The following is an 18,806-nucleotide window of genomic DNA, read 5'->3' on the forward strand; positions in this document are numbered from 1 at the left end:
ACTTAGGTATACCTAAGCTAACACCTCATCCTGAGAGAGTGGTGAGCAGCCGCTGCAAAGAACCGCCCAAGCCCCAGCGGGCCCCCAACTGCTCGACCATGGCCGCGTCGTGCGGCGTCCGGGGCAGGGCGATGTCCACGTCGGGCAGCGGGACGTCGCCCGCGACCTGGACGACCTTCGGCGCCACCGCCAGGTACGGACGCGACTCGTCCAGCCGCTTGCGCTGCGTCGGCGTCAGCTTCGCCTTCGGGTCGTCGACCGCGGCCATGATCCCGGCCAGGTCCCCGAACTGCGCGAGCAGCTTCGCGGCCGTCTTCTCGCCGATGCCGGGGACGCCCGGCAGGCCGTCGCTGGGGTCGCCGCGCAGCAGCGCCATGTCCGCGTAGCCGGAGCCGTCCACCCCGTACTTCTCGCGCAGCAGCTCCTCGTCGGTGATCTGCAGCGTGCCGACGCCCTTCACCGGGTACAGCACGCGCCGCTCCCGCTTGTCGTCGACGAGCTGGAACAGGTCGCGGTCGCCGGTGACGATGTCGACCGGGCCGCTCGCCCGCCCGGTGAACGTGCCGATCACGTCGTCCGCCTCGTACCCGGCGACGCCGACGCGGGCGATGCCCACCGCGTCGAGCACCGCCTCGATGATCGGCACCTGCGGCGAGAGGGTGTCGGGCACCTCCTCCTCGTCCGGTGTCCCGGACGGCGTCTCCTCGGCGACCCGGTGCGCCTTGTACGACGGGATCAGGTCGACGCGCCACTGCGGGCGCCAGTCCGCGTCCATGCAGGCCACCAGGTGCGTGGGGTGGTGGTCGTGGACGAGGCGCGTGATGAATTCGAGCAGTCCGCGCACCGCGTTCACCGGAGTGCCGTCCGGGGCCTTCACGGAGTCGGGCACCCCGAAGTAGGCCCGGAAGTACAGGGACGCGGTGTCGAGCAGCATCAGACGGGCGTTCGCGGAGGGGGCTGCGGGTCCTTGAGTCACCTTGCGCATCATGCCGTAGCCCACTGACAGACACCGACAGACACCGGACACGCGGTGAACGGAATGTGAACTGGACCACTCATGTGTTTGGTCTGCATAAGCCCGGGCAGGCGCCGACCCGGAGCGAATCCGGTCCCGCATTCAACTAGTGAACGGTTGGGCACGGTCGATCGGACGGGCAGAACCCGTGTCGCTCCGCGGCCCGCCGGCGGGGGAGGCGGGCCGTCCTGCTTCAACCCGAGAGGTGTATGTGTCCAGGCTTGAAGCCGAAGACCTGTACAAGGTGTTCGGAAGACGACCCGCTGAGGCGGTGGAAAAACTCCGCCGCGGAGCCGACCGTGAGGAACTGCGCGCCGACGGCACCACAGCCGCCGTCATCGAAGCGTCCTTCACCGTCGAGCCGGGCCAGATCTTTGTCGTCATGGGTCTGTCCGGATCAGGCAAGTCCACGCTGCTGCGCATGCTCAACGGACTCCTGGAGCCCACGGCGGGACACGTCCGCTTCGACGGCCAGGACCTGACGCAGCTGTCCGCACGCGACCTGCGCGAGGTGCGCTCCAAGAAGATCAGCATGGTCTTCCAGCACTTCGCGCTCTTCCCGCACCGCTCCGTCCTGGAGAACGCGGCCTACGGGCTCGAGGTGCAGGGCGTGCCGCGTGCGGAGCGCGAGAAGCGTGCCCACGAGGCGCTGGAACTGGCCGGTCTGAAGGGGTGGGAGAAGTCCTTCCCCGACGAGCTGTCCGGCGGTATGCAGCAGCGTGTGGGTCTGGCCCGCGCGCTCGCCACCGACGCCGACATGCTCCTCATGGACGAGTCGTTCAGCGCGCTCGACCCGCTGATCCGGCGCGACATGCAGGACCAGCTGCTCGAACTGCAGAAGACCCTGAAGAAGACCATCGTCTTCATCACCCACGACCTGAACGAGGCCATGCGCCTGGGCGACCGCATCGCCGTCATGCGTGACGGCCGCATCGTCCAGATCGGCTCCGCCGAGGACATCCTCGTGACGCCGGCCAACGACTACGTCGCGTCCTTCACCCAGGACGTCGACCGCTCCCGCGTGCTGAGCGCGGGCGCGATCATGGCCACCCCGGACAAGGGATACAAGGCGTCCGAGGCCCCGGCCACGGTCACCGAGGACACCCCGATCATCGAGCTGTTCACGCCCTGCTCGACCAGCGAGATACCCGTGGCCGTGACGGACGACGCGGGCAAGCTGCTCGGTGTCGTCCCGCGGCAGCGGCTGCTCGCCGTGCTCGGCGAGCCGATGAAGACGGTCGAGGACTCCCAGGGCTCAGGGGCCCCGCAGGACTCGGAGGGCGACGGCCCGGTGGAGAAGGTGAACGCCGGTGCCTAGGCTTCATTTCGGTGACTGGGTCGAGGATGCGGTCGACTGGCTGCAGTCGCATCTGACCTGGCTGTTCGATGTCGTCCAGTCCGTTCTGGGTGGCATGTACGACGGCGTGGACGCCGTGCTCGGCGGCGGCGAGCCGCTGCTGATGGCGGGCATCCTCGCGGTGATCGCGTGCTGGCTGCGCGGTCTGCTCCCCGGCGTCCTGACCTTCGTCGGCATGGCGCTGATCGACTCGCTCGGCCTGTGGGACGACGCGATGGACACCTTGTCCCTCGTGCTCGTCGCGGCGGTCATCACGATCGTCATCGCGGTGCCGGTCGGCATCTGGGCCGCGCGCAGCAGCCGCGTCAGCAGCGCCATCCGGCCCGTGCTCGACGTCATGCAGACGATGCCGGCGTTCATCTACCTGATCCCCGGCGTCATGTTCTTCGGCGTCGGCACCACCCCGGGCCTGCTCGCGACGGTCATCTTCGCGATGCCGCCCGGCGTGCGCATGACCGAGCTGGGCATCCGGCAGGTCGACGGTGAGCTGATCGAGGCGGCCGACGCGTTCGGCACCAGCCCGCGCTCCACCCTGACCCGCGTCCAGCTGCCCCTCGCGCTGCCGACGATCATGGCCGGTGTCAACCAGGTCATCATGCTGGCCCTGTCGATGGTCGTCATCGGCGGTATGGCCGGTGCGGGCGGCCTCGGTGAGCAGGTCTACTCGGCGATCACCCAGCTGAAGGTCGGCCTCGCGGCCGAGAGCGGTGTCGCGGTCGTCGTCCTGGCCATGTACCTGGACCGGATGACGGGCGCGCTCAACGAGCGGGTCTCCCCGCTGGGCCGCCGCGCCGCCGCCAAGCTGGCCGCGACCCGCAGCGGGTTCTCCTTCGCGCACTACAAGCCGGCCGGCGTCGTCGCCGTCGTCGGCGTGGTCGCGCTGGCGCTCGTCGCCGGCGGGATGAACCTCGCGGGCTCGGACGACTCCTCCACCGCGGGGAAGAGCACGAACGTCGGCCAGGGCAAGAAGATCAACATCGGCTACATCCCGTGGGACGAGGGCACCGCCTCCACGTTCCTGTGGAAGGAGCTGCTGGAGCAGCGCGGCTACGAGACGGACGTCAAGCAGCTCGACCCGGGCCCGCTGTACTCCGGCGTGGCGCGCGGCGACATCGACTTCCAGACCGACTCCTGGCTGCCGACGACGCACAAGGCGTACTGGGACAAGTACAAGAACCAGCTCGACGACATGGGCTCGTGGTACGGCCCGACGTCGCTGGAGCTGACGGTCCCCTCGTACATGAAGGGCATCGACTCGCTCGCCGACCTCAAGGGTCAGGGCAAGAAGTTCGACGGCAAGATCATCGGCATCGAGGCCAGCGCCGGAATGATGGGGACCCTCAACAAGAAGGTCCTCAAGGAGTACGGCCTCGAGGGCGAGTACAAGGTCGTCTCGTCCAGCACCTCGACGATGCTCGCCCAGCTGGAGCGCTCCCTCAAGAAGAAGGAGCCGGTCGTGGTGACCCTGTGGTCGCCGCACTGGGCGTACGGCAAGTACGACCTGAAGAAGCTCAAGGACCCGAAGGGTGCCTGGGGCAAGGGCGAGAACCTGCACACGGTCGCCCACAAGGGCTTCGCGAAGAAGGACCCGACGGTCGCCAAGTGGCTGAAGGACTTCAAGCTCACCGAGAAGCAGCTCACGAGCCTGGAGAACGACATCAAGGCCGCCGGTGAGGGCCACGAGCAGGACGGCGTGCGCACCTGGCTGAAGAAGAACCCGGGTCTGGTCGACCAGCTGGCCCCGGTTCCGGGCGGCGGCGCGCAGAAGCAGGGCAAGGACGCGGGCAAGACCGTCAACATGGGCTACTTCCCGTGGGACGAGGCCATCGCGACCACCTACCTGTGGCAGAACATCCTGGAGGACCGCGGCTACAAGCCGAACCTCAAGCAGCTCGACCCGGGCCCCCTCTACACCTCGCTCGCGCAGGGGCAGATGGACGTCCAGCTCGACAGCTGGCTGCCACAGACGCACAAGCAGTACGTGGACAAGTACAAGGACCAGCTCTCCGACATCGGCTCCTGGTACGGGCCCACGTCGCTGGAGCTGAGCGTTCCCTCGTACGTGAAGGGCATCGACTCGCTCGAGGACCTCAAGGGCCAGGGCAAGAAGTTCAACGGCAAGATCATCGGCATTGAGGCCAGTGCCGGAATGATGGGAACGCTGAACAAGAAGGTCCTGAAGGCGTACGGCCTGGAGGGCGAGTACAAGGTCGTCTCCTCCAGCACCTCGTCGATGCTGGCCGAGCTGAACCGCTCCATCAAGAAGAAGGAGCCGGTCGTGGTGACTCTCTGGTCGCCGCACTGGGCGTACGGCAAGTACGACCTGAAGAAGCTCAAGGACCCGAAGGGCGCCTGGGGCAAGGGCGAGCGGATCCACATCGTCGGCAAGAAGGACTTCGCCTCGGACTTCCCCGAGTTCACCAAGTGGCTGAAGAACTTCAAGATGACCGACAAGCAGCTCGCCTCGCTCGAGGTGGAGATCCAGAAGGGCGGGGCCGGCAACGAGAAGGCCTCCGCCCGGAAGTGGCTGGACTCCCAGCCCGGCCTGGAGGACAAGCTGGCCCCCGTTTCCTGATCGGGGACCTGTAAGAAGACAGCTAAGAAGACAGCAGTTGAGGGGCCCTGCCGGCGTCTGCCGGCAGGGCCCCTTTGCTTTGCTCTCTTTGCCTTTCTGTATGCCTTGCAACGGATGTGGAGATTCCGTCGACTAGTTGATCGATGGTGTCGAAAAATGAAAGGCTCTGGGTGTTCGTGAATCCGGAACCGACCAATTCCGGTCTTTTTCACGCGCTTTTTCATTCATGAAGGGGGAATCATGCTGAAACGCATTGGGGCCGTCGTGGGCGGCGCCCTGTTGTTGGCGGCCGTCGGCGCCGGGACGGCTTCGGCCGAAGCGGGCCACCAGGCGGTGAACGTGTCCGGCGGACCGCCGGCCGGTGCCGCCTGCTCCACCGACGGCTGGGCCCAGGGGTGCTACGTCGCGAAGGGCGACCAGATCTGGGTCAAGGACGCGAAGGAGGACGGCCACCACGCCGCCGTCATCTTCTGGTGGCACGGCCAGGGCTCGAAGCCGGAGCTCAGCTGTCACGACCATCACGGCACGGCGGCCGGCTGGACCGTCTGCAAGGACCTGGCGGACATCATCCCGGAACACTCCACCCTCACCTTCTGGCCGATGACCATGGAGGGCGACCAGATCGTCCCCAACGGCGCCAGCCCGCAGGTCATCACGCCCACGTCCTGACACCGCACCGGAGAGGAGAGGTCATGATCCGCAGAGTTGCACTGGTGACCGGCGCGATCGTCGCCGGTCTCGCGCTGGCCGCCACCCCGGCGTCGGCCACCGAGTCGGTCAAGCAGACGGCGAAGAAGGGGTCGGGACCGCCCAGCGGAGCGCAGTGCTCCGTCGGCAAGGGCGTCACCGTCTGCTTCCAGAAGGACGGGGACAAGATCTGGGTCCTCGACAAGCAGGAGGACGGCCACCACGCCGTCGGCGGCTGGGGCTTCGCCAACGGCGACAGCGACGTCTGGGACTACGAGTGCCATGACTACTCGGGCAAGGCGGGGGGCTGGACGTACTGCAGCTGGGCCGACACCATCCCGGAGACGTCGACCATCACGTTCCGTGGCATGGAGTTCGAGGGGGGCACCCCCTTGTTCAACGGTGACGCCGGTTCGCCGCTGAGCTCCAAGGCGTCCTGACGCCCGAACCACCTATGGGCTCCGCCCCGGACCTCGCGGTCTGTGGCGGAGCCCACGTCACATCCCGGGCCGGACGGGCGCCGTCCGCTCGTAACCTCGACAGCACCGTGACCGCCGCCCGGCTCAGCGCCTTCGTCGCCGCCGCGCTGGCCGCCGTCCTGCTGCTGATCCAGCTGCCCGCCGCCAGCGTCCACCCGGCCTCGGCGGCCACCGCCCGTTTTGTCTCGCTTGTCGCTGATGTCACCGCGGCGGACGGGCGCCGCTACGGGCTCACCGACGACACCAGCGCCACCATGGACGCCGCGCAGATCGTGCAGGCCTCCGGCGCCGGCTCCGGAACGTATCTGGCCGTCTACCACACGATGCGCGCCGACGGCCGCTTCCACTCGGCCGTCGCCACCTCCGCCGATCTGCTGCACTGGCAGCGCCGCCACGACTTCGGCGCCGGCTCCAGCCAGCCCGCGCTCGCCGCCGACGGACACGGCGGCTACGTCCTCGCGTACGAGAAGGACCCCCGCAACCACATCGCCGTACGCGCCTACGACGATCTGGACGCACTCCTCGCCGGTCGCGCCGCCCACCGCTTCGACGCGCCCCGCACCCTCTCGGCCTGCGCCGAGGGCACCCCCGCGATCACCGCCGTGCGCGGCGGCACCGTCGAGCTGACCGGCCACTACCGCGCCGACTGCGACACCGACCGCCAACTCACGGCCACCCTGAAGGACTTCACCACCTGGCACGCCGCTCCCGACCACCGCCTCGACCGGGCCGTGCAGCGGTACGGCACCAGCGGCAACATAGGGGACCGCGACCGGGTCGGCCTCGCCGGAGAGCCCATGGTGCTCATCGAGGGGCAGCGGTGGCGCGACGACTTCGGCAGCTGGTCGGCGTACGCCTACGATCCCGCGTCCGGCCGAGCCGACCGGGTCCCGCTGCGCACCGACGGCGGCTCCACCTCCTTCGCCAATCCGTCGGTCACCCGGATCACGGACCCTGGCGGTCACCGGGCGCTCCTGGTAAGCCTGTTCATCCCGGCGGAGGGGGCCGCGCCGGGGGAGGCAGGACAGCTCGTGTACTGGCGCGAGCTGTAGCACACGGCCGGTACCGGGACCACGGCTTGCCCCGCTCGCATGAAACGGCGCGACGAACATGCGTAGGGTGCAATCAAACGGACACGGCCGGCGGTGGGAGGGAGCGGACGTCATGGATGAGCACAAGGAGTCACTCCGCGTGGGCGCGGCCGTCCGGCGCCGGCGCCGGACACTCGAGCTGACGCTGTCCGCCGTCGCCCAGCGCAGCGGCCTGTCGGTGCCCTTCCTCAGCCAGGTGGAGAACGAGCGGGCGCGGCCCAGCCGCCGCTCCCTGGAGAAGGTCGCCGACGCCCTCGGCACCACCGCCGTCGAACTGCTCGCCGCCGCCGACCCGGCCCGCACCGTCGACCTGGTCCGCGCCGACGACACCTCCGTCGAGGACGACTCGGCGGGCGGCGTCGTACGGTCCCTGGTGCGCGGGCACCACCAGATGCACGCCCAGGAGTTCGTGGGGGACCACGACCCGGGCCGCGAGTTCCAGCTGCGCAACGACGCGCTGATGCATGTCACCGAGGGTGCCGTCGAGGTGGAGGCGGAGGGCCGCGCGTACCGTCTCGTGCGCGGTGACACCCTGTACCTGACCGGTGGCGTACGGCACCGGTGGCGGGCGACCGTGCCGGACGCGCGGGTGCTCGTGGTGGCGGTCGCCGAGCACATCGAAGCGGTCGACGAGCCCGGCCCCAAGTAGGGCCCCGGCGTGCGCGTCGTCTCCCTCGTGCCGTCCCTGACCGAAGCGGTCGCCCATACGCTCCCGGGCGGCGTGGTCGTCGGCGCCACCGACTGGTGCACCCACCCCTCGGGGCTGGCCGTGGCCCGGATCGGCGGCACCAAGAACCCCGACGTCCCGGCGATCGTCGCGCTCCGCCCCGACCTGGTCGTCGCCAACGAGGAGGAGAACCGCGCCCCCGACCTCGCCGCCCTGCGCGCCGCCGGGATCGAGGTCCTGGTCACCGAGGTGCGCACCCTGCCGCAGGCGACGGCGGAGCTCGACCGGGTGCTGCGCGCGTGCGGGGCCCGGTCCCGGCCGCGCTGGCTCGACGAGGCGGAGGAGGCCTGGGTCGCCGTTCCCCCGCCCGCCCGTCGCGTCCGGGCGGTGATCCCCGTCTGGCGGCGCCCGTGGATGGTGGTCGGCCGGGACACCTTCGCCGGCGATCTGCTCGCCCGCCTCGGCGTCGACAACGTGTACGCGGACCACGCCGAGCGCTATCCCCGCGTCCCGCTCGACGAACTGGACGCCGTGGACAAGGACCTGGTGGTGCTGCCCGACGAGCCGTACCGCTTCACCGCCGACGACGGACCGGAGGCGTTCCGGGCACCGTCGGCGCTGGTCAGCGGCCGTCATCTCACCTGGTACGGCCCGTCGCTCGGGCAGGCACCCGGGGTGCTGCGCAGGGCGCTGGGAGGCGGTTGAGCGGACGGCGCCATGTCGCCGGGCCCCGAAGCGCCGACCGTCACGCGCGGGCGGGCGGCGCCAGGAGCCGTCCGTCGAGCAGCCCCCGGACCGTCCGGACCGACGCCACCGCCCAGGCCCCGACCAGGACCGCGTACAGCACCAGCGCGAGCCCGTCGAACACGGCCAGACCCGTGTGCTTGCCGAGCCCCTCCGCGCCGGTGACACAGGTCCCGACGGGGAACGTGAACGCCCACCACGTCATCGCGAACCCCATCCCCTCGCGCCGCGCCCGCACCACCATCGCCCCGGCGAACGCCAGCCACAGCAGCGCGAACCCCATCACCGGCACCCCGTACAGCACCGCGAACACCGTGAAGCCGTGCGCGGAGGAGGCGGGGAGCACGTCGCCCGCGACGTCGGCGAACTTGTTGGCGGCCGTCGTCGACTGGCCCAGCGGCCCGAGGACGAGGAAGAGGGCCGGGGTCAGCAGCAGCGGCAGCGGGCCCGCCGTGACCAGCCGGGCGAAGATCACCGGCAGCATGACCAGCGTCGCCAGCAGGCTGAGACCGAACATCGCGTAACAGACGAAGAGGAAGGACTCCTGCCACTGCCCGGCCGGCAGGTGCGACACAAGCAGCGGCCCGACCGCCGCCGACACCATCGGCGCGACCACGGGGAGCAGCCACACCGGCGACGCCTGCCCCGGCTCGATCCGATGGCGTACGACCATCAGGTACGGGATCGCGACGGCGGCGGCGAGTCCCAGGAGCGTGCCCGCCGTGAACAGCACGGTGTCGACCGCCACGGCCGCGCCGAGGCCGATCCAGTCCTGCCCGACGAGCAGCGTCCCGGCGCCGACCGCGAGCAGCGCCATCGACAGGCAGCCGTAGAAGGGGGCCACCGCCGGGTCGAGGAGATGGGCCCGCGCCTGGTCGCGGTGGTGTGTCCAGTGCAGCGCCCGGGCGGTCAGCAGCGCCACGAGCAGGACGGCCGACAGCGCCCACACGACCGTGCAGGCGGTCCGCAGACCCGGGAGCCGGCCCGGCAGCGTCGCGCCCGCGTTGGCGACGATCGCGGTGCCCATGACGGCCGCGTACCAGTTGGGGCCGAGGTGGCGGACGGCGACCGCCCGGGCGGAGGGGGCGTCGGTGGCGGGAACGGAGCGGGGCTGGGCGGCAGTGACCATGCCTTCACGATGTGCCGCCCGACCGCCCCCCACCAGGGACGTTCTCCGTATGAGGGCATAACCTGGCCTTATGGGCGAGGAACGGCAGGGGCAGCGGGAGCAACCGGAACACCAGGAACAGCAGGAAAGGGTGCGGGTGTCCCCGCCCGGGCTGCTCGCCCACCGCGTTCCGGATCTCGGCGCGCTCGAACTGCTCCTCGCCGTGGCGCGGCTCGGCAGCCTCGGCGCCGCCGCGCGTGAACTGGGCATCACCCAGCCCGCGGCCAGCAGCCGGATCCGCTCCATGGAGCGCCAGCTCGGTCTGGCCCTGGTCGACCGCTCCCCGCGCGGTTCCCGGCTGACCGGCACCGGCGCGCTGGTCACCGACTGGGCGCGGCGGATCGTGGCGGCGGCGGAGGAGTTCGACGCGGGGGCGCAGGCGCTGCGCGACCGCCGGGACTCGCGGCTCACGGTGGCGGCGAGCATGACGATCGCCGAGTACCTGCTGCCGCGCTGGCTTCTCGCGCTGCGGGCGGCACGGCCCGACACGGCGGTCTCGCTGCTGGCCGGGAACTCGGCGGTGGTCGCGGAGCGCCTCCTCGCGGGCGAGGCGGACCTGGGGTTCGTCGAGGGCCTGACCGTCCCCGCCGGCCTGGACTCGACGGTCATCGCCCACGACCGGCTGGTCGTCGTGACGGCCCCCAGCCACCCCTGGTCCCGCCGCCGCAAACCGCTGCCGCCGGACGAACTGGCCGCGACCGCGCTCATCCTCCGCGAGGAGGGCTCGGGCACCCGCCAGGTCCTCGACGCCGCCCTGGGCGGTCTGGCCCGCCCGCTGATCGAACTCTCCTCGACGACGGCGGTGAAGGCCGCGGCGGTGAGCGGCGCGGGCCCCTCGGTGCTCAGCGAACTCGCCGTCGGCGAGGAGCTGTCCGCCCGCCGCCTGGTCGAGATCCCGCTGGACGCGGCCCCGCTGACCCGTGCGCTGCGCGCCGTCTGGCCCACCGGCCACCGGCCGACGGGTCCGGCGCGCGATCTGCTGGGCCTGACCCGGACGGGCTGAGGGCCCGTCGGCCGGTGGCTCAGAAGCCGTGCGGGGTGCCCGCGGCGCGTACCAGTCCTTGCGTGACGCGCGTGTCCTCGCCCATCTCGGGATGCCACTGCACCCCGATCACCCAGGACATGCCGGGCAGTTCGACGGCCTCGACGGTGCCGTCCGCCGCGTACGCCGACGCGACCAGGCCCTTGCCCAGACGGTCCACGGCCTGATGGTGATAGGTCGGCACCGCGGCCGGCTCCGGGACCATTTCCCCGTACCGCGTGCCCGGCACCGGCGTCACCGTGTGGCGGCCGAAGACACCGGTCGTCTCGATGTGGCCGTCGAGGTGCTGGGTGAGCGTGCCGCCGAGCGCGACGTTCAGCAGCTGCATCCCGCGGCAGATGCCGAGCAGTGGCTTACCGGCCGTCAGGGCGGCCCGGATCAGGGCGAGTTCCCAGGTGTCGCGCTCCTCGGCGGACGGGCCGGTGCGCGGGTCGCGCTCGGCCTTGTACCGCTCCGGCGCCACGTCCGGCCCGCCCGCGATGATCAGCCCGTCGAGCCGGGCCACCACCGACGGCGCGTGCCGGGCGTCGTCCGGCGGCACCGTCGCGGCGAGCCCGCCGGAGGACTGCACCAGCTGCGGGTATCCGGCGGGCAGGAGCGTCGCGGGCATCTCCCACACCCCCCAACTGGCCTTCTTCTCCAGGTAGGTGCTGATGCCGATCAGCGGCCTGCTCACCATGGTGCTGCGCTCCCGACCTCTGTTGTGCGACAGGGACACCAGAGGGTACGAGATCATGGCGCCCCACACCGGGGCGTTCAGCATGCGGGCAGCGCGCCCCCGTCCAATGGCCCGGATCCGGACCTTTTCCGCCGACGGTCCCGCTCAGGGGTCCGTTCAGGCCAGGAAGCCGCGCAGCAGCGCGGCCGTGCCCGCGCAGTGCTCGCGCATCGTCTCCCGCGCGCCGTCCGCGTCCCCGTCGAGCACCGCCGCCACCAGCGCCGTGTGCTGGCGCTGGGAGTGCTCCAGGTTGCGGACCAGCAGCGGGATGCAGTCCAGGAGGTCGTTCACCGTCGCGCGCACCGCCGCGTACTGCGCGGCGAGCGTGGGCGAACCGCACAGTTCGGCGAGCGTGAGATGGAGCAGCGTGTCCCGGCGCCGGTAGTCCGCCAGGGGCGCGTCGTGGGTGTCCTCGAGCGCGGCGCGCAACCGCCCGGCCCGCGCGCCGTCCAGGCCGTGCGCCGCGCACAGCCCGGCCGCCCCCGCCTCCAGGACCTCGCGGAAGCGCAGCACGTCCTCCACGTCGACGCCCCTGATGCGGCGCCGCAGTTCGTCCTCGCCGGCCGCCTCGGGGCGCGGCAGCACGAACGTCCCGCCGTACCGGCCGCGCCGGGCCGCGACGAGCCCCTGGTCCTGGAGGACCTTCAGCACCTCGCGCAGCGTCACCCGGCTGATCCCCAGGCGCTCCGCCAACTCCCGCTCGGACGGCAGCCGTTCACCGGCCGGCACCAGGCCGAGCCGGACCACCTGGAGGATCTGCTCCAGCGCCTCCTCGAAGCCGTTGCCCGCGCGCACCGGGCGCAGCACCGTCGCGAGTCCCCCGTCCGCATCCGTGCGCGACATGAGCCCTGATCCCCTTCCCAACCAATGGTTGCAGCCCATACCTTAAGGCGCATCGGCTCATGGCGGACCCGAGGAGGCCTTTCCCGTGGCAGACCGCACACCCCCGCTCTCCGTCGAGGGACTGCGCGACCTCGTCGCGAACGAGGAGATCGACACCGTCGTCCTCGCCTTTCCCGACATGCAGGGACGGTTGCAGGGCAAGCGGTTCGCCGCCCCCTTCTTCCTCGACGAGGTCCTGGAGCACGGCACCGAGGGCTGCAACTACCTGCTCGCGGTCGACGCGGAGATGAACACCGTCGACGGCTACGCGATGTCGTCCTGGGAGCGCGGCTACGGCGACTTCGCGATGCACCCCGACCTCGCCACCCTGCGCCGGGTCCCCTGGAACGCGGGCACGGCGATGCTCGTCGCCGACCTCGCCTGGGACGACGGCGCGCCCGTCGTCGCCGCGCCCCGCCAGATCCTGCGCCGCCAGCTCGACCGGCTCGCCGCGCTCGGGCTCACCGCCCAGGTCGGCACCGAGCTGGAGTTCATCGTCTTCAAGGACACCTACGAGCAGGCCTGGGACGCGAACTACCGGGGGCTCACCCCGGCGAACCAGTACAACATCGACTACTCGGTCCTCGGCACCGGCCGCGTCGAGCCCCTGCTGCGCCGGATCCGCAACGAGATGGCGGGCGCGGGTCTCACCGTCGAGTCCGCCAAGGGGGAGTGCAACCCCGGCCAGCACGAGATCGCCTTCCGCTACGACGAGGCCCTCGTCACCTGCGACCAGCACGCGATCTACAAGACGGGCGCGAAGGAGATCGCCGCCCAGGAGGGCGTCTCGCTCACCTTCATGGCGAAGTACAACGAGCGCGAGGGCAACTCCTGCCACATCCACCTCTCCCTCGCCGACGCGGACGGCGCCAACGCGATGGCCGACGGCCGGGACATGTCCCCGCTGATGCGGCACTTCCTCGCCGGACAGCTCGCCGCGCTGCGCGACTTCTCCCTCCTCTACGCGCCGCACATCAACTCCTACAAGCGGTTCCAGCCGGGCTCCTTCGCCCCGACCGCCGTCGCCTGGGGCCACGACAACCGCACCTGCGCGCTGCGCGTCGTCGGCCACGGCCGCTCCCTGAGATTCGAGAACCGGCTGCCGGGCGGCGACGTGAACCCGTACCTCGCCGTCGCGGGCCTCGTCGCCGCGGGCCTCTACGGGGTCGAGCACGAGCTGGACCTCCCCGACGCCTGCGCGGGCAACGCCTACGCCGCCGACTACGCGCACGTCCCCACCACCCTGCGCGAGGCCGCCGAGCTGTGGGAGAACAGCCCGGTCGCCAAGGCCGCGTTCGGCGACGAGGTCGTCGCCCACTACCGCAACATGGCGCGGGTCGAACTCGACGCGTTCGACGCCGCGGTGACCGACTGGGAGCTGCGCCGCTCCTTCGAACGCATGTGAGGAACCCCCTGTGCCCCAGGAGCTCCAGGTACTGAACCCGGCGACGGAAGAGGTCGTCGCGACCGTGCCCGCCGCCGGCGCCGAGGACGTCGACCGTGCCGTCGCCCGCGCCGTCGTCGCCCAGCGCGCCTGGGCCGCGGCCGCCCCCGCCGACCGTGCCCGCCTGCTGCGCCGCTTCGCCGACACCGTCGACGGCCATCTCGAAGAGCTCGCCCGGCTGGAGGTCCGCGAGGCAGGACACCTCATCGGCAACGCCCGCTGGGAGGCGGGCAACGTACGGGACCTGCTCCACTACGCGGCCGGTGGCGCCGAACGCCTCAACGGCGCGCAGATCCCGGTCCCCGGCGGCTGGAACGTCACCTTCCACGAGCCGCTCGGCGTCGTCGGCGTCATCGCGCCCTGGAACTTCCCGATGCCGATCGCCGCCTGGGGCACGGCCCCCGCCCTCGCGGCGGGCAACGCGGTCGTCCTCAAACCCGCCGAGACGACCCCGCTCACCGCCCTGCGCCTGGCCGAACTGGCCCTGGAGGCCGGCCTTCCCGAGGGCCTGTTCCAGGTCCTGCCGGGGCACGGGAACATCGCGGGCCGCGCCCTCGTCGACCACCCGGGGGTCGCGAAGATCGTCTTCACCGGGTCGAGCCGCACCGGCCGCGAGATCATGGAGCGCTGCGCCGCCCTGGTCAAGCCGGTCACCCTCGAACTCGGCGGCAAGAGCCCCAACGTCGTCTTCGCGGACGCGGACCTGACGAAGGCCCTCGACCCGTTCTCGTTCCTCGACAACTCCGGCCAGGACTGCTGCGCCCGCACCCGCATCCTCGTCCAGGAGACGGTGTACGAGGAGGCCGCGGCGCTGCTCACCGACGCGCTCGGCGCCGTCGTCGTGGGCGACCCGCTGGACGAGAAGACACAGATGGGCCCGTTGATCTCCCGCGCGCAACTCGACCGGGTCAAGGGCTTCGTCCCCGACTCCGCCCCCGGCATCCGGGGCACCGCGCCCACCGGGCCCGGCTTCTGGTGCGCGCCGACCGTACTGACCGCCGAGGCCGCCGACTCGCCCGCGGCTGTCGAGGAGATCTTCGGCCCCGTCGCCATCCTGCTGCCCTTCACCGACGAGGCCGACGCGATCCGCCTCGCCAACGCCACCCCGTACGGCCTCGCCGGATCTCTCTGGACCCGGGACCTCGGCCGTGCCCTGCGGGTGTCGGGTGCCGTCCGCGCCGGGAACCTGTCCGTCAACTCGCACTCCGCCGTGCGCTACTGGACCCCGTTCGGCGGCTTCAAGCAGTCCGGCCTCGGCCGCGAACTGGGCCCCGACGCCCTCACCGCCTTCACCGGAACCAAGAACGTCTTCATCAGCACGGAGGCCTGAGAAAACCCATGACCGAAGAGAACATCTGCCGCCGCCTCGTCGGCCGCACCGCCGTCATCACCGGCGCGGGCAGCGGCATCGGCCTCGCCACCGCCCGCAGGCTCGCCTCCGAGGGCGCGCACGTCGTCTGCGGCGACATCGACGAGACCGCGGGCAAGAAGGCCGCCGAAGAAGTCGGCGGCACCTTCGTGCGGGTCGACGTCACCGACGCCGAACAGGTCGAGGCCCTCTTCAAGGCGGCGTTCGACACCTACGGCTCCGTCGACGTCGCCTTCAACAACGCGGGCATCTCACCGCCCGACGACGACTCGATCCTCGACACGGGCCTGGAGGCGTGGAAGCGCGTCCAGGACGTCAACCTCACCTCCGTGTACCTGTGCTGCAAGGCCGCCATCCCGTACATGCGGCGCCAGGGCAAGGGCTCCATCATCAACACCGCGTCGTTCGTGGCCCGGATGGGCGCGGCCACCTCCCAGATCTCCTACACCGCGTCCAAGGGCGGCGTCCTCGCCATGTCCCGCGAACTCGGCGTGCAGTTCGCCCGCGAGGGCATCCGGGTCAACGCCCTGTGCCCCGGCCCCGTCGACACCCCGCTGCTGCGGGAACTGTTCGCGAAGGACCCGGAGCGCGCGGCACGCCGCCTCGTGCACATTCCGGTCGGCCGGTTCGCCGCCGCCGACGAGATCGCCGCCGCCGTCGCCTTCCTGGCCAGCGACGACGCCTCGTTCGTGAACGCCACCGACTTCCTGGTGGACGGCGGGATCTCGGGCGCCTACGTCACGCCTCTGTAGAGGACCCGTCAGATAGGTGTACGGTCCCCAGGCATGCGTAACAGGAATGTTTCCGCGTGGACTTCGGCCGTGGTCACCGCCCTGGTGGCCACGGCTCTCGTCTCTCCTGCGGCCGCCGCCACGTCCGCTCCCACCCCCGACCGCGCCTGCCCGCAGCTGTCGAAGAAGCTGCCCTGGTACGGCACGAACCGGGCGAAACTCCAGCGCATGATCGACGAGCGCGGGACCTGCGGGGGCCACCGCGGCCCGCGCCCCGTCGCCGCGTTCGACTGGGACAACACCGTCTCCAAGAACGATGTCACCGACGCCACCATCGCCTGGTCCCTCAAGCACGACAAGATCCTGCGCCCCGCGAGCTGGAAGAAGACCAGCAAGTGGCTCACGGACGACGCCGACAAGGCCCTCACCGCGGCCTGCGGCACGGACGTCCCCGTCGGCGCCCCGCTGCCCACCTCCACCGACACCGACTGCACCGACGAGATCTTCAACATCCGCGAGTCCGGCAAGACCATGAGCGGTGCCGCCGCCTTCGCGGGCGACTGGAACCACCGCCGGACGGTGCCCCAGTACGCCTGGGTGCCACAGCTGTTCGCCGGTCACACGGTCCCGGAGCTGGAGTCGTACGCGGCCGCCGCCCGCAAGGAGGCCCTCGCCGCCCCCGTCGGCGCCACCCAGACGCTCGGCACCCACACCATCCCCGGCTACGTCCGCTACTACGACCAACAGCGCGACCTCATCCGGACGCTCCAGAAGGCCGGCTTCGACGTCTACATCGTGTCCGCCGGGTCCGAACCCGTCACCGAGGTCTGGTCACGCGGCGTCGGCATCGACCGCGAGCACACCATCGCCATCCGCTCGGTGCTCGACCGCAAGGGCCGCATCACGACCTACAACGAGGGCTGCGGCGGCACCGGCCGCACCCAGGGCGAGGCCATCCCGTACATCGACGGCAAACGCTGCTGGATCAACCAGGACATCTACGGGATCAAGGGCAAGGCCGCCTGGGACAAGCAGTCCTGGGGCAAGCGCATCGCCCTCGGCGGCGGTGACGCCGACACCGACGTGACCTTCGTCGGCGACGCCACCGGCGCCCACCTCGTGCTCAACCGGAACAAGAACGAGATCATGTGCCGGGCCTACGACGACGCCGACGGACGCTGGGTCGCCAACCCCATGTTCATCGAGCCGCTGCCGCAGAAGACCGGCACCTACCCGTGCTCGACGGCCGCGTACAACAAGCCGGAGGGCGGCTTCGGCCCGCTCCTGCGCGCCGACGGCTCGGTCGTGCCGGACCAGGCGGACGCCGTCCACTGATCCCGGGACACCGGGGCCGCGGCGCACCCGCCGCGGCCCCGGCACCTCACAGGAACGTGTAGCCCTCACCGCGGTACGTCGGCACCGTCTCCGTCACCGTGTCCCCGGACACCAGGTGCAGCACCTCGAACCGCTCGCACAGCTCCCCGGCCTTCGCGTGCCGGAACCACACCTTGTCGCCGATGAGCAGATCGTCGGCGGGGGAGCCGAGCAGCGGCGTCTGCACCTCGCCCGGCCCCTCCTGACCGTCGTAGCGCAGCCCCTCCGGCAGATACGGCACCGGCAGCCGGTCCGGACCCGCAGCGCCGGACGCCGGATAGCCGCCGCCGAGCACCGTGACCACCCCGACCCCGGGCCTGCGCACCACCGGCTGCGCGAACAGCGCGGCCGGACGCCCGCTGAACGACGTGTAGTTGTCGAAGAGCCGCGGCACGTAGAGCCCCGAGCCGGCCGCGATCTCGGTGACCGCGTCCTCGGCCGCAGTGTGCTGCACACTGCCCGTGCCGCCGCCGTTGACGAACTCCAGGTCCGGCGTCACCGCCCGCACCGCGCGCACCACCGCGTCGCGCCGCGCCGCCAGCTCCCGGCGCGCGGCCGCCTGCATCAGCCGGATGGCGCGGGACCGCAGCGGCCGCCCCGCCACCGCGTCGCCGACCCCGGCCACATGCCCCTCGTACGCCATGATCCCCACCAGCCGGAACCCCGGCCGACGGGCCACGACCCTTGCCAGGTCGGCCAGTTGGGACGGGGAGCGCAGCGGCGAGCGCAGCGCCCCGATCCGCACCCGGCCGCCCAGCGCCCGCAGCGACGTGTCGAGTTCGAGGCAGACCCGGATCTCCTCGGTGCCGCCGTCCCGGGCCTCGTCGATCAGCCGCAGCTGCGCGGGGTCGTCGATCATCACGGTCACGGCGGCGGCCAGCTTCGGATCGTGCGCCAGCTCCGCGAATCCGGCGCGGTCCGCCGACGGATACGCCAGCAGTACGTCCTCGAACCCCGACCGCGCCAGCCACACCGATTCGGCCAGCGTGAACGACATGATGCCCGCGAACCCCTCCCGCGCCAGCACCCGTTCCAGCAGGGCGCGGCAGCGGACGGACTTGCTGGCCACCCGGATCGGCTTGCCCGCCGCGCGCCGCACGAGATCGTCGGCGTTCGCGTCGAAAGCGTCCAGGTCGACGATGGCCACGGGGGCGTCGAGGTGGGCGGTGGCCCGGTCGAAGCGGGCGCGATCGGCTGCACGGGGTGTCATGTCCGAAGCCTGCCAGACTCGATTACCGCAGGGTAGGGGGATGTTCCGGGCAGATCGGCCGGGTGTGCGGACTGCGTCCTGCCCTACCCGGTTCCGCCCGTTAGAGTGACGCGCACGCAGGCTGAGGAAACGGGGGAGGCATGGGTACGGAAGCCCGACGCGTCCCTCCGCGCCCCTCAGTGCCACCGCGCCCCCCGGTCCCACCGCGCCCCGCGCAGCCCACCGGGGCCGAACTCCCGCCCGAGGTCCCCCC

17 protein-coding genes are annotated in these 18,806 nt (G+C 71.3%); 12 read left to right on the forward strand and 5 right to left on the reverse strand.

Going from position 1 to position 18,806, the window contains the following annotated elements:
• Positions 1 to 25: 25 nt before the first annotated feature.
• Entirely contained in the window at positions 26 to 985 is a 960-nt protein-coding gene (locus ABZ930_RS11040) for a 5'-3' exonuclease (protein ID WP_361545343.1), read from the reverse strand.
• 241 nt (positions 986 to 1,226) lie between these two features.
• On the opposite strand from ABZ930_RS11040, the gene ABZ930_RS11045 reads away from it, so the two are divergent.
• The 7 genes from ABZ930_RS11045 to ABZ930_RS11075 all read left to right on the forward strand — a co-directional run bounded on the left by ABZ930_RS11045 (position 1,227) and on the right by ABZ930_RS11075 (position 8,576).
• On the forward strand, positions 1,227 to 2,333 hold the full coding sequence (locus ABZ930_RS11045) for a glycine betaine/L-proline ABC transporter ATP-binding protein (RefSeq protein WP_361545015.1): 1,107 nt from the start codon (positions 1,227 to 1,229) through the stop codon (positions 2,331 to 2,333).
• On the forward strand, positions 2,326 to 4,947 hold the full coding sequence (locus ABZ930_RS11050; protein ID WP_361545018.1) for an ABC transporter permease/substrate binding protein: 2,622 nt from the start codon (positions 2,326 to 2,328) through the stop codon (positions 4,945 to 4,947). The genes ABZ930_RS11045 and ABZ930_RS11050 overlap by 8 nt, the downstream gene beginning before the upstream one ends.
• Positions 4,948 to 5,187: 240 nt before the next feature.
• On the forward strand, positions 5,188 to 5,616 hold the full coding sequence (locus ABZ930_RS11055; protein ID WP_361545021.1) for a hypothetical protein: 429 nt from the start codon (positions 5,188 to 5,190) through the stop codon (positions 5,614 to 5,616).
• 23 nt (positions 5,617 to 5,639) lie between these two features.
• The gene (locus tag ABZ930_RS11060; RefSeq protein WP_361545024.1) at positions 5,640 to 6,074 is read left to right on the forward strand and encodes a hypothetical protein; all 435 of its coding nucleotides are present in this window, start codon (positions 5,640 to 5,642) and stop codon (positions 6,072 to 6,074) included.
• 107 nt (positions 6,075 to 6,181) lie between these two features.
• Positions 6,182 to 7,165, forward strand: coding sequence for a hypothetical protein (locus ABZ930_RS11065; protein WP_361545027.1), 984 nt, complete (start codon positions 6,182 to 6,184; stop codon positions 7,163 to 7,165).
• A 112-nt stretch (positions 7,166 to 7,277) separates the two neighbouring features.
• A complete protein-coding gene (locus tag ABZ930_RS11070; protein WP_361545030.1) occupies positions 7,278 to 7,853 on the forward strand; it encodes an XRE family transcriptional regulator in 576 nt (191 codons plus the stop codon).
• A 9-nt stretch (positions 7,854 to 7,862) separates the two neighbouring features.
• On the forward strand, positions 7,863 to 8,576 hold the full coding sequence (locus tag ABZ930_RS11075) for a helical backbone metal receptor (RefSeq protein WP_361545033.1): 714 nt from the start codon (positions 7,863 to 7,865) through the stop codon (positions 8,574 to 8,576).
• Positions 8,577 to 8,616: 40 nt separating this feature from the next.
• On the opposite strand, the gene ABZ930_RS11080 is transcribed toward ABZ930_RS11075, so the two are convergent.
• Positions 8,617 to 9,744: a TDT family transporter gene (locus tag ABZ930_RS11080; protein WP_361545036.1), complete on the reverse strand. Its 1,128-nt coding sequence runs from the start codon at positions 9,742 to 9,744 to the stop codon at positions 8,617 to 8,619.
• 151 nt (positions 9,745 to 9,895) lie between these two features.
• Here ABZ930_RS11080 and ABZ930_RS11085 point away from each other — a divergent pair, with 151 nt between their 5' ends.
• On the forward strand, positions 9,896 to 10,786 hold the full coding sequence (locus tag ABZ930_RS11085) for a LysR family transcriptional regulator (RefSeq protein ID WP_361545346.1): 891 nt from the start codon (positions 9,896 to 9,898) through the stop codon (positions 10,784 to 10,786).
• A gap of 19 nt (positions 10,787 to 10,805) precedes the next feature.
• On the opposite strand, the gene ABZ930_RS11090 is transcribed toward ABZ930_RS11085, so the two are convergent.
• Together ABZ930_RS11090 and ABZ930_RS11095 are read right to left on the reverse strand one after the other, a co-directional pair.
• Positions 10,806 to 11,504, reverse strand: coding sequence for a gamma-glutamyl-gamma-aminobutyrate hydrolase family protein (locus tag ABZ930_RS11090; RefSeq protein WP_361545349.1), 699 nt, complete (start codon positions 11,502 to 11,504; stop codon positions 10,806 to 10,808).
• A 156-nt stretch (positions 11,505 to 11,660) separates the two neighbouring features.
• Entirely contained in the window at positions 11,661 to 12,386 is a 726-nt protein-coding gene (locus tag ABZ930_RS11095; RefSeq protein WP_361545039.1) for an FCD domain-containing protein, read from the reverse strand.
• Between the two features lie 85 nt (positions 12,387 to 12,471).
• Here ABZ930_RS11095 and ABZ930_RS11100 point away from each other — a divergent pair, with 85 nt between their 5' ends.
• Genes ABZ930_RS11100 through ABZ930_RS11115 form a run of 4 tightly spaced genes read left to right on the forward strand, consistent with a single transcriptional unit; the run spans position 12,472 to position 17,304 of the window.
• Positions 12,472 to 13,830 (forward strand): glutamine synthetase family protein, encoded by a 1,359-nt coding sequence (locus tag ABZ930_RS11100; RefSeq protein WP_361545042.1) that lies wholly within the window; start codon positions 12,472 to 12,474, stop codon positions 13,828 to 13,830.
• A gap of 10 nt (positions 13,831 to 13,840) precedes the next feature.
• On the forward strand, positions 13,841 to 15,199 hold the full coding sequence (locus ABZ930_RS11105) for an aldehyde dehydrogenase family protein (protein ID WP_361545045.1): 1,359 nt from the start codon (positions 13,841 to 13,843) through the stop codon (positions 15,197 to 15,199).
• A gap of 8 nt (positions 15,200 to 15,207) precedes the next feature.
• Complete coding sequence (locus ABZ930_RS11110) at positions 15,208 to 15,990, forward strand: 3-oxoacyl-ACP reductase (protein WP_361545048.1); 783 nt, start codon at positions 15,208 to 15,210, stop codon at positions 15,988 to 15,990.
• 33 nt (positions 15,991 to 16,023) lie between these two features.
• A complete protein-coding gene (locus ABZ930_RS11115; protein ID WP_361545051.1) occupies positions 16,024 to 17,304 on the forward strand; it encodes a haloacid dehalogenase-like hydrolase in 1,281 nt (426 codons plus the stop codon).
• Between the two features lie 46 nt (positions 17,305 to 17,350).
• Here the strand turns inward: ABZ930_RS11115 and ABZ930_RS11120 are convergent, their stop codons facing one another.
• On the reverse strand, positions 17,351 to 18,553 hold the full coding sequence (locus ABZ930_RS11120) for an amino acid deaminase/aldolase (protein ID WP_361545054.1): 1,203 nt from the start codon (positions 18,551 to 18,553) through the stop codon (positions 17,351 to 17,353).
• Positions 18,554 to 18,806: the final 253 nt, after the last annotated feature.

This window comes from Streptomyces sp. NPDC046716 (assembly GCF_040645755.1).
GTDB lineage: Bacteria > Actinomycetota > Actinomycetes > Streptomycetales > Streptomycetaceae > Streptomyces.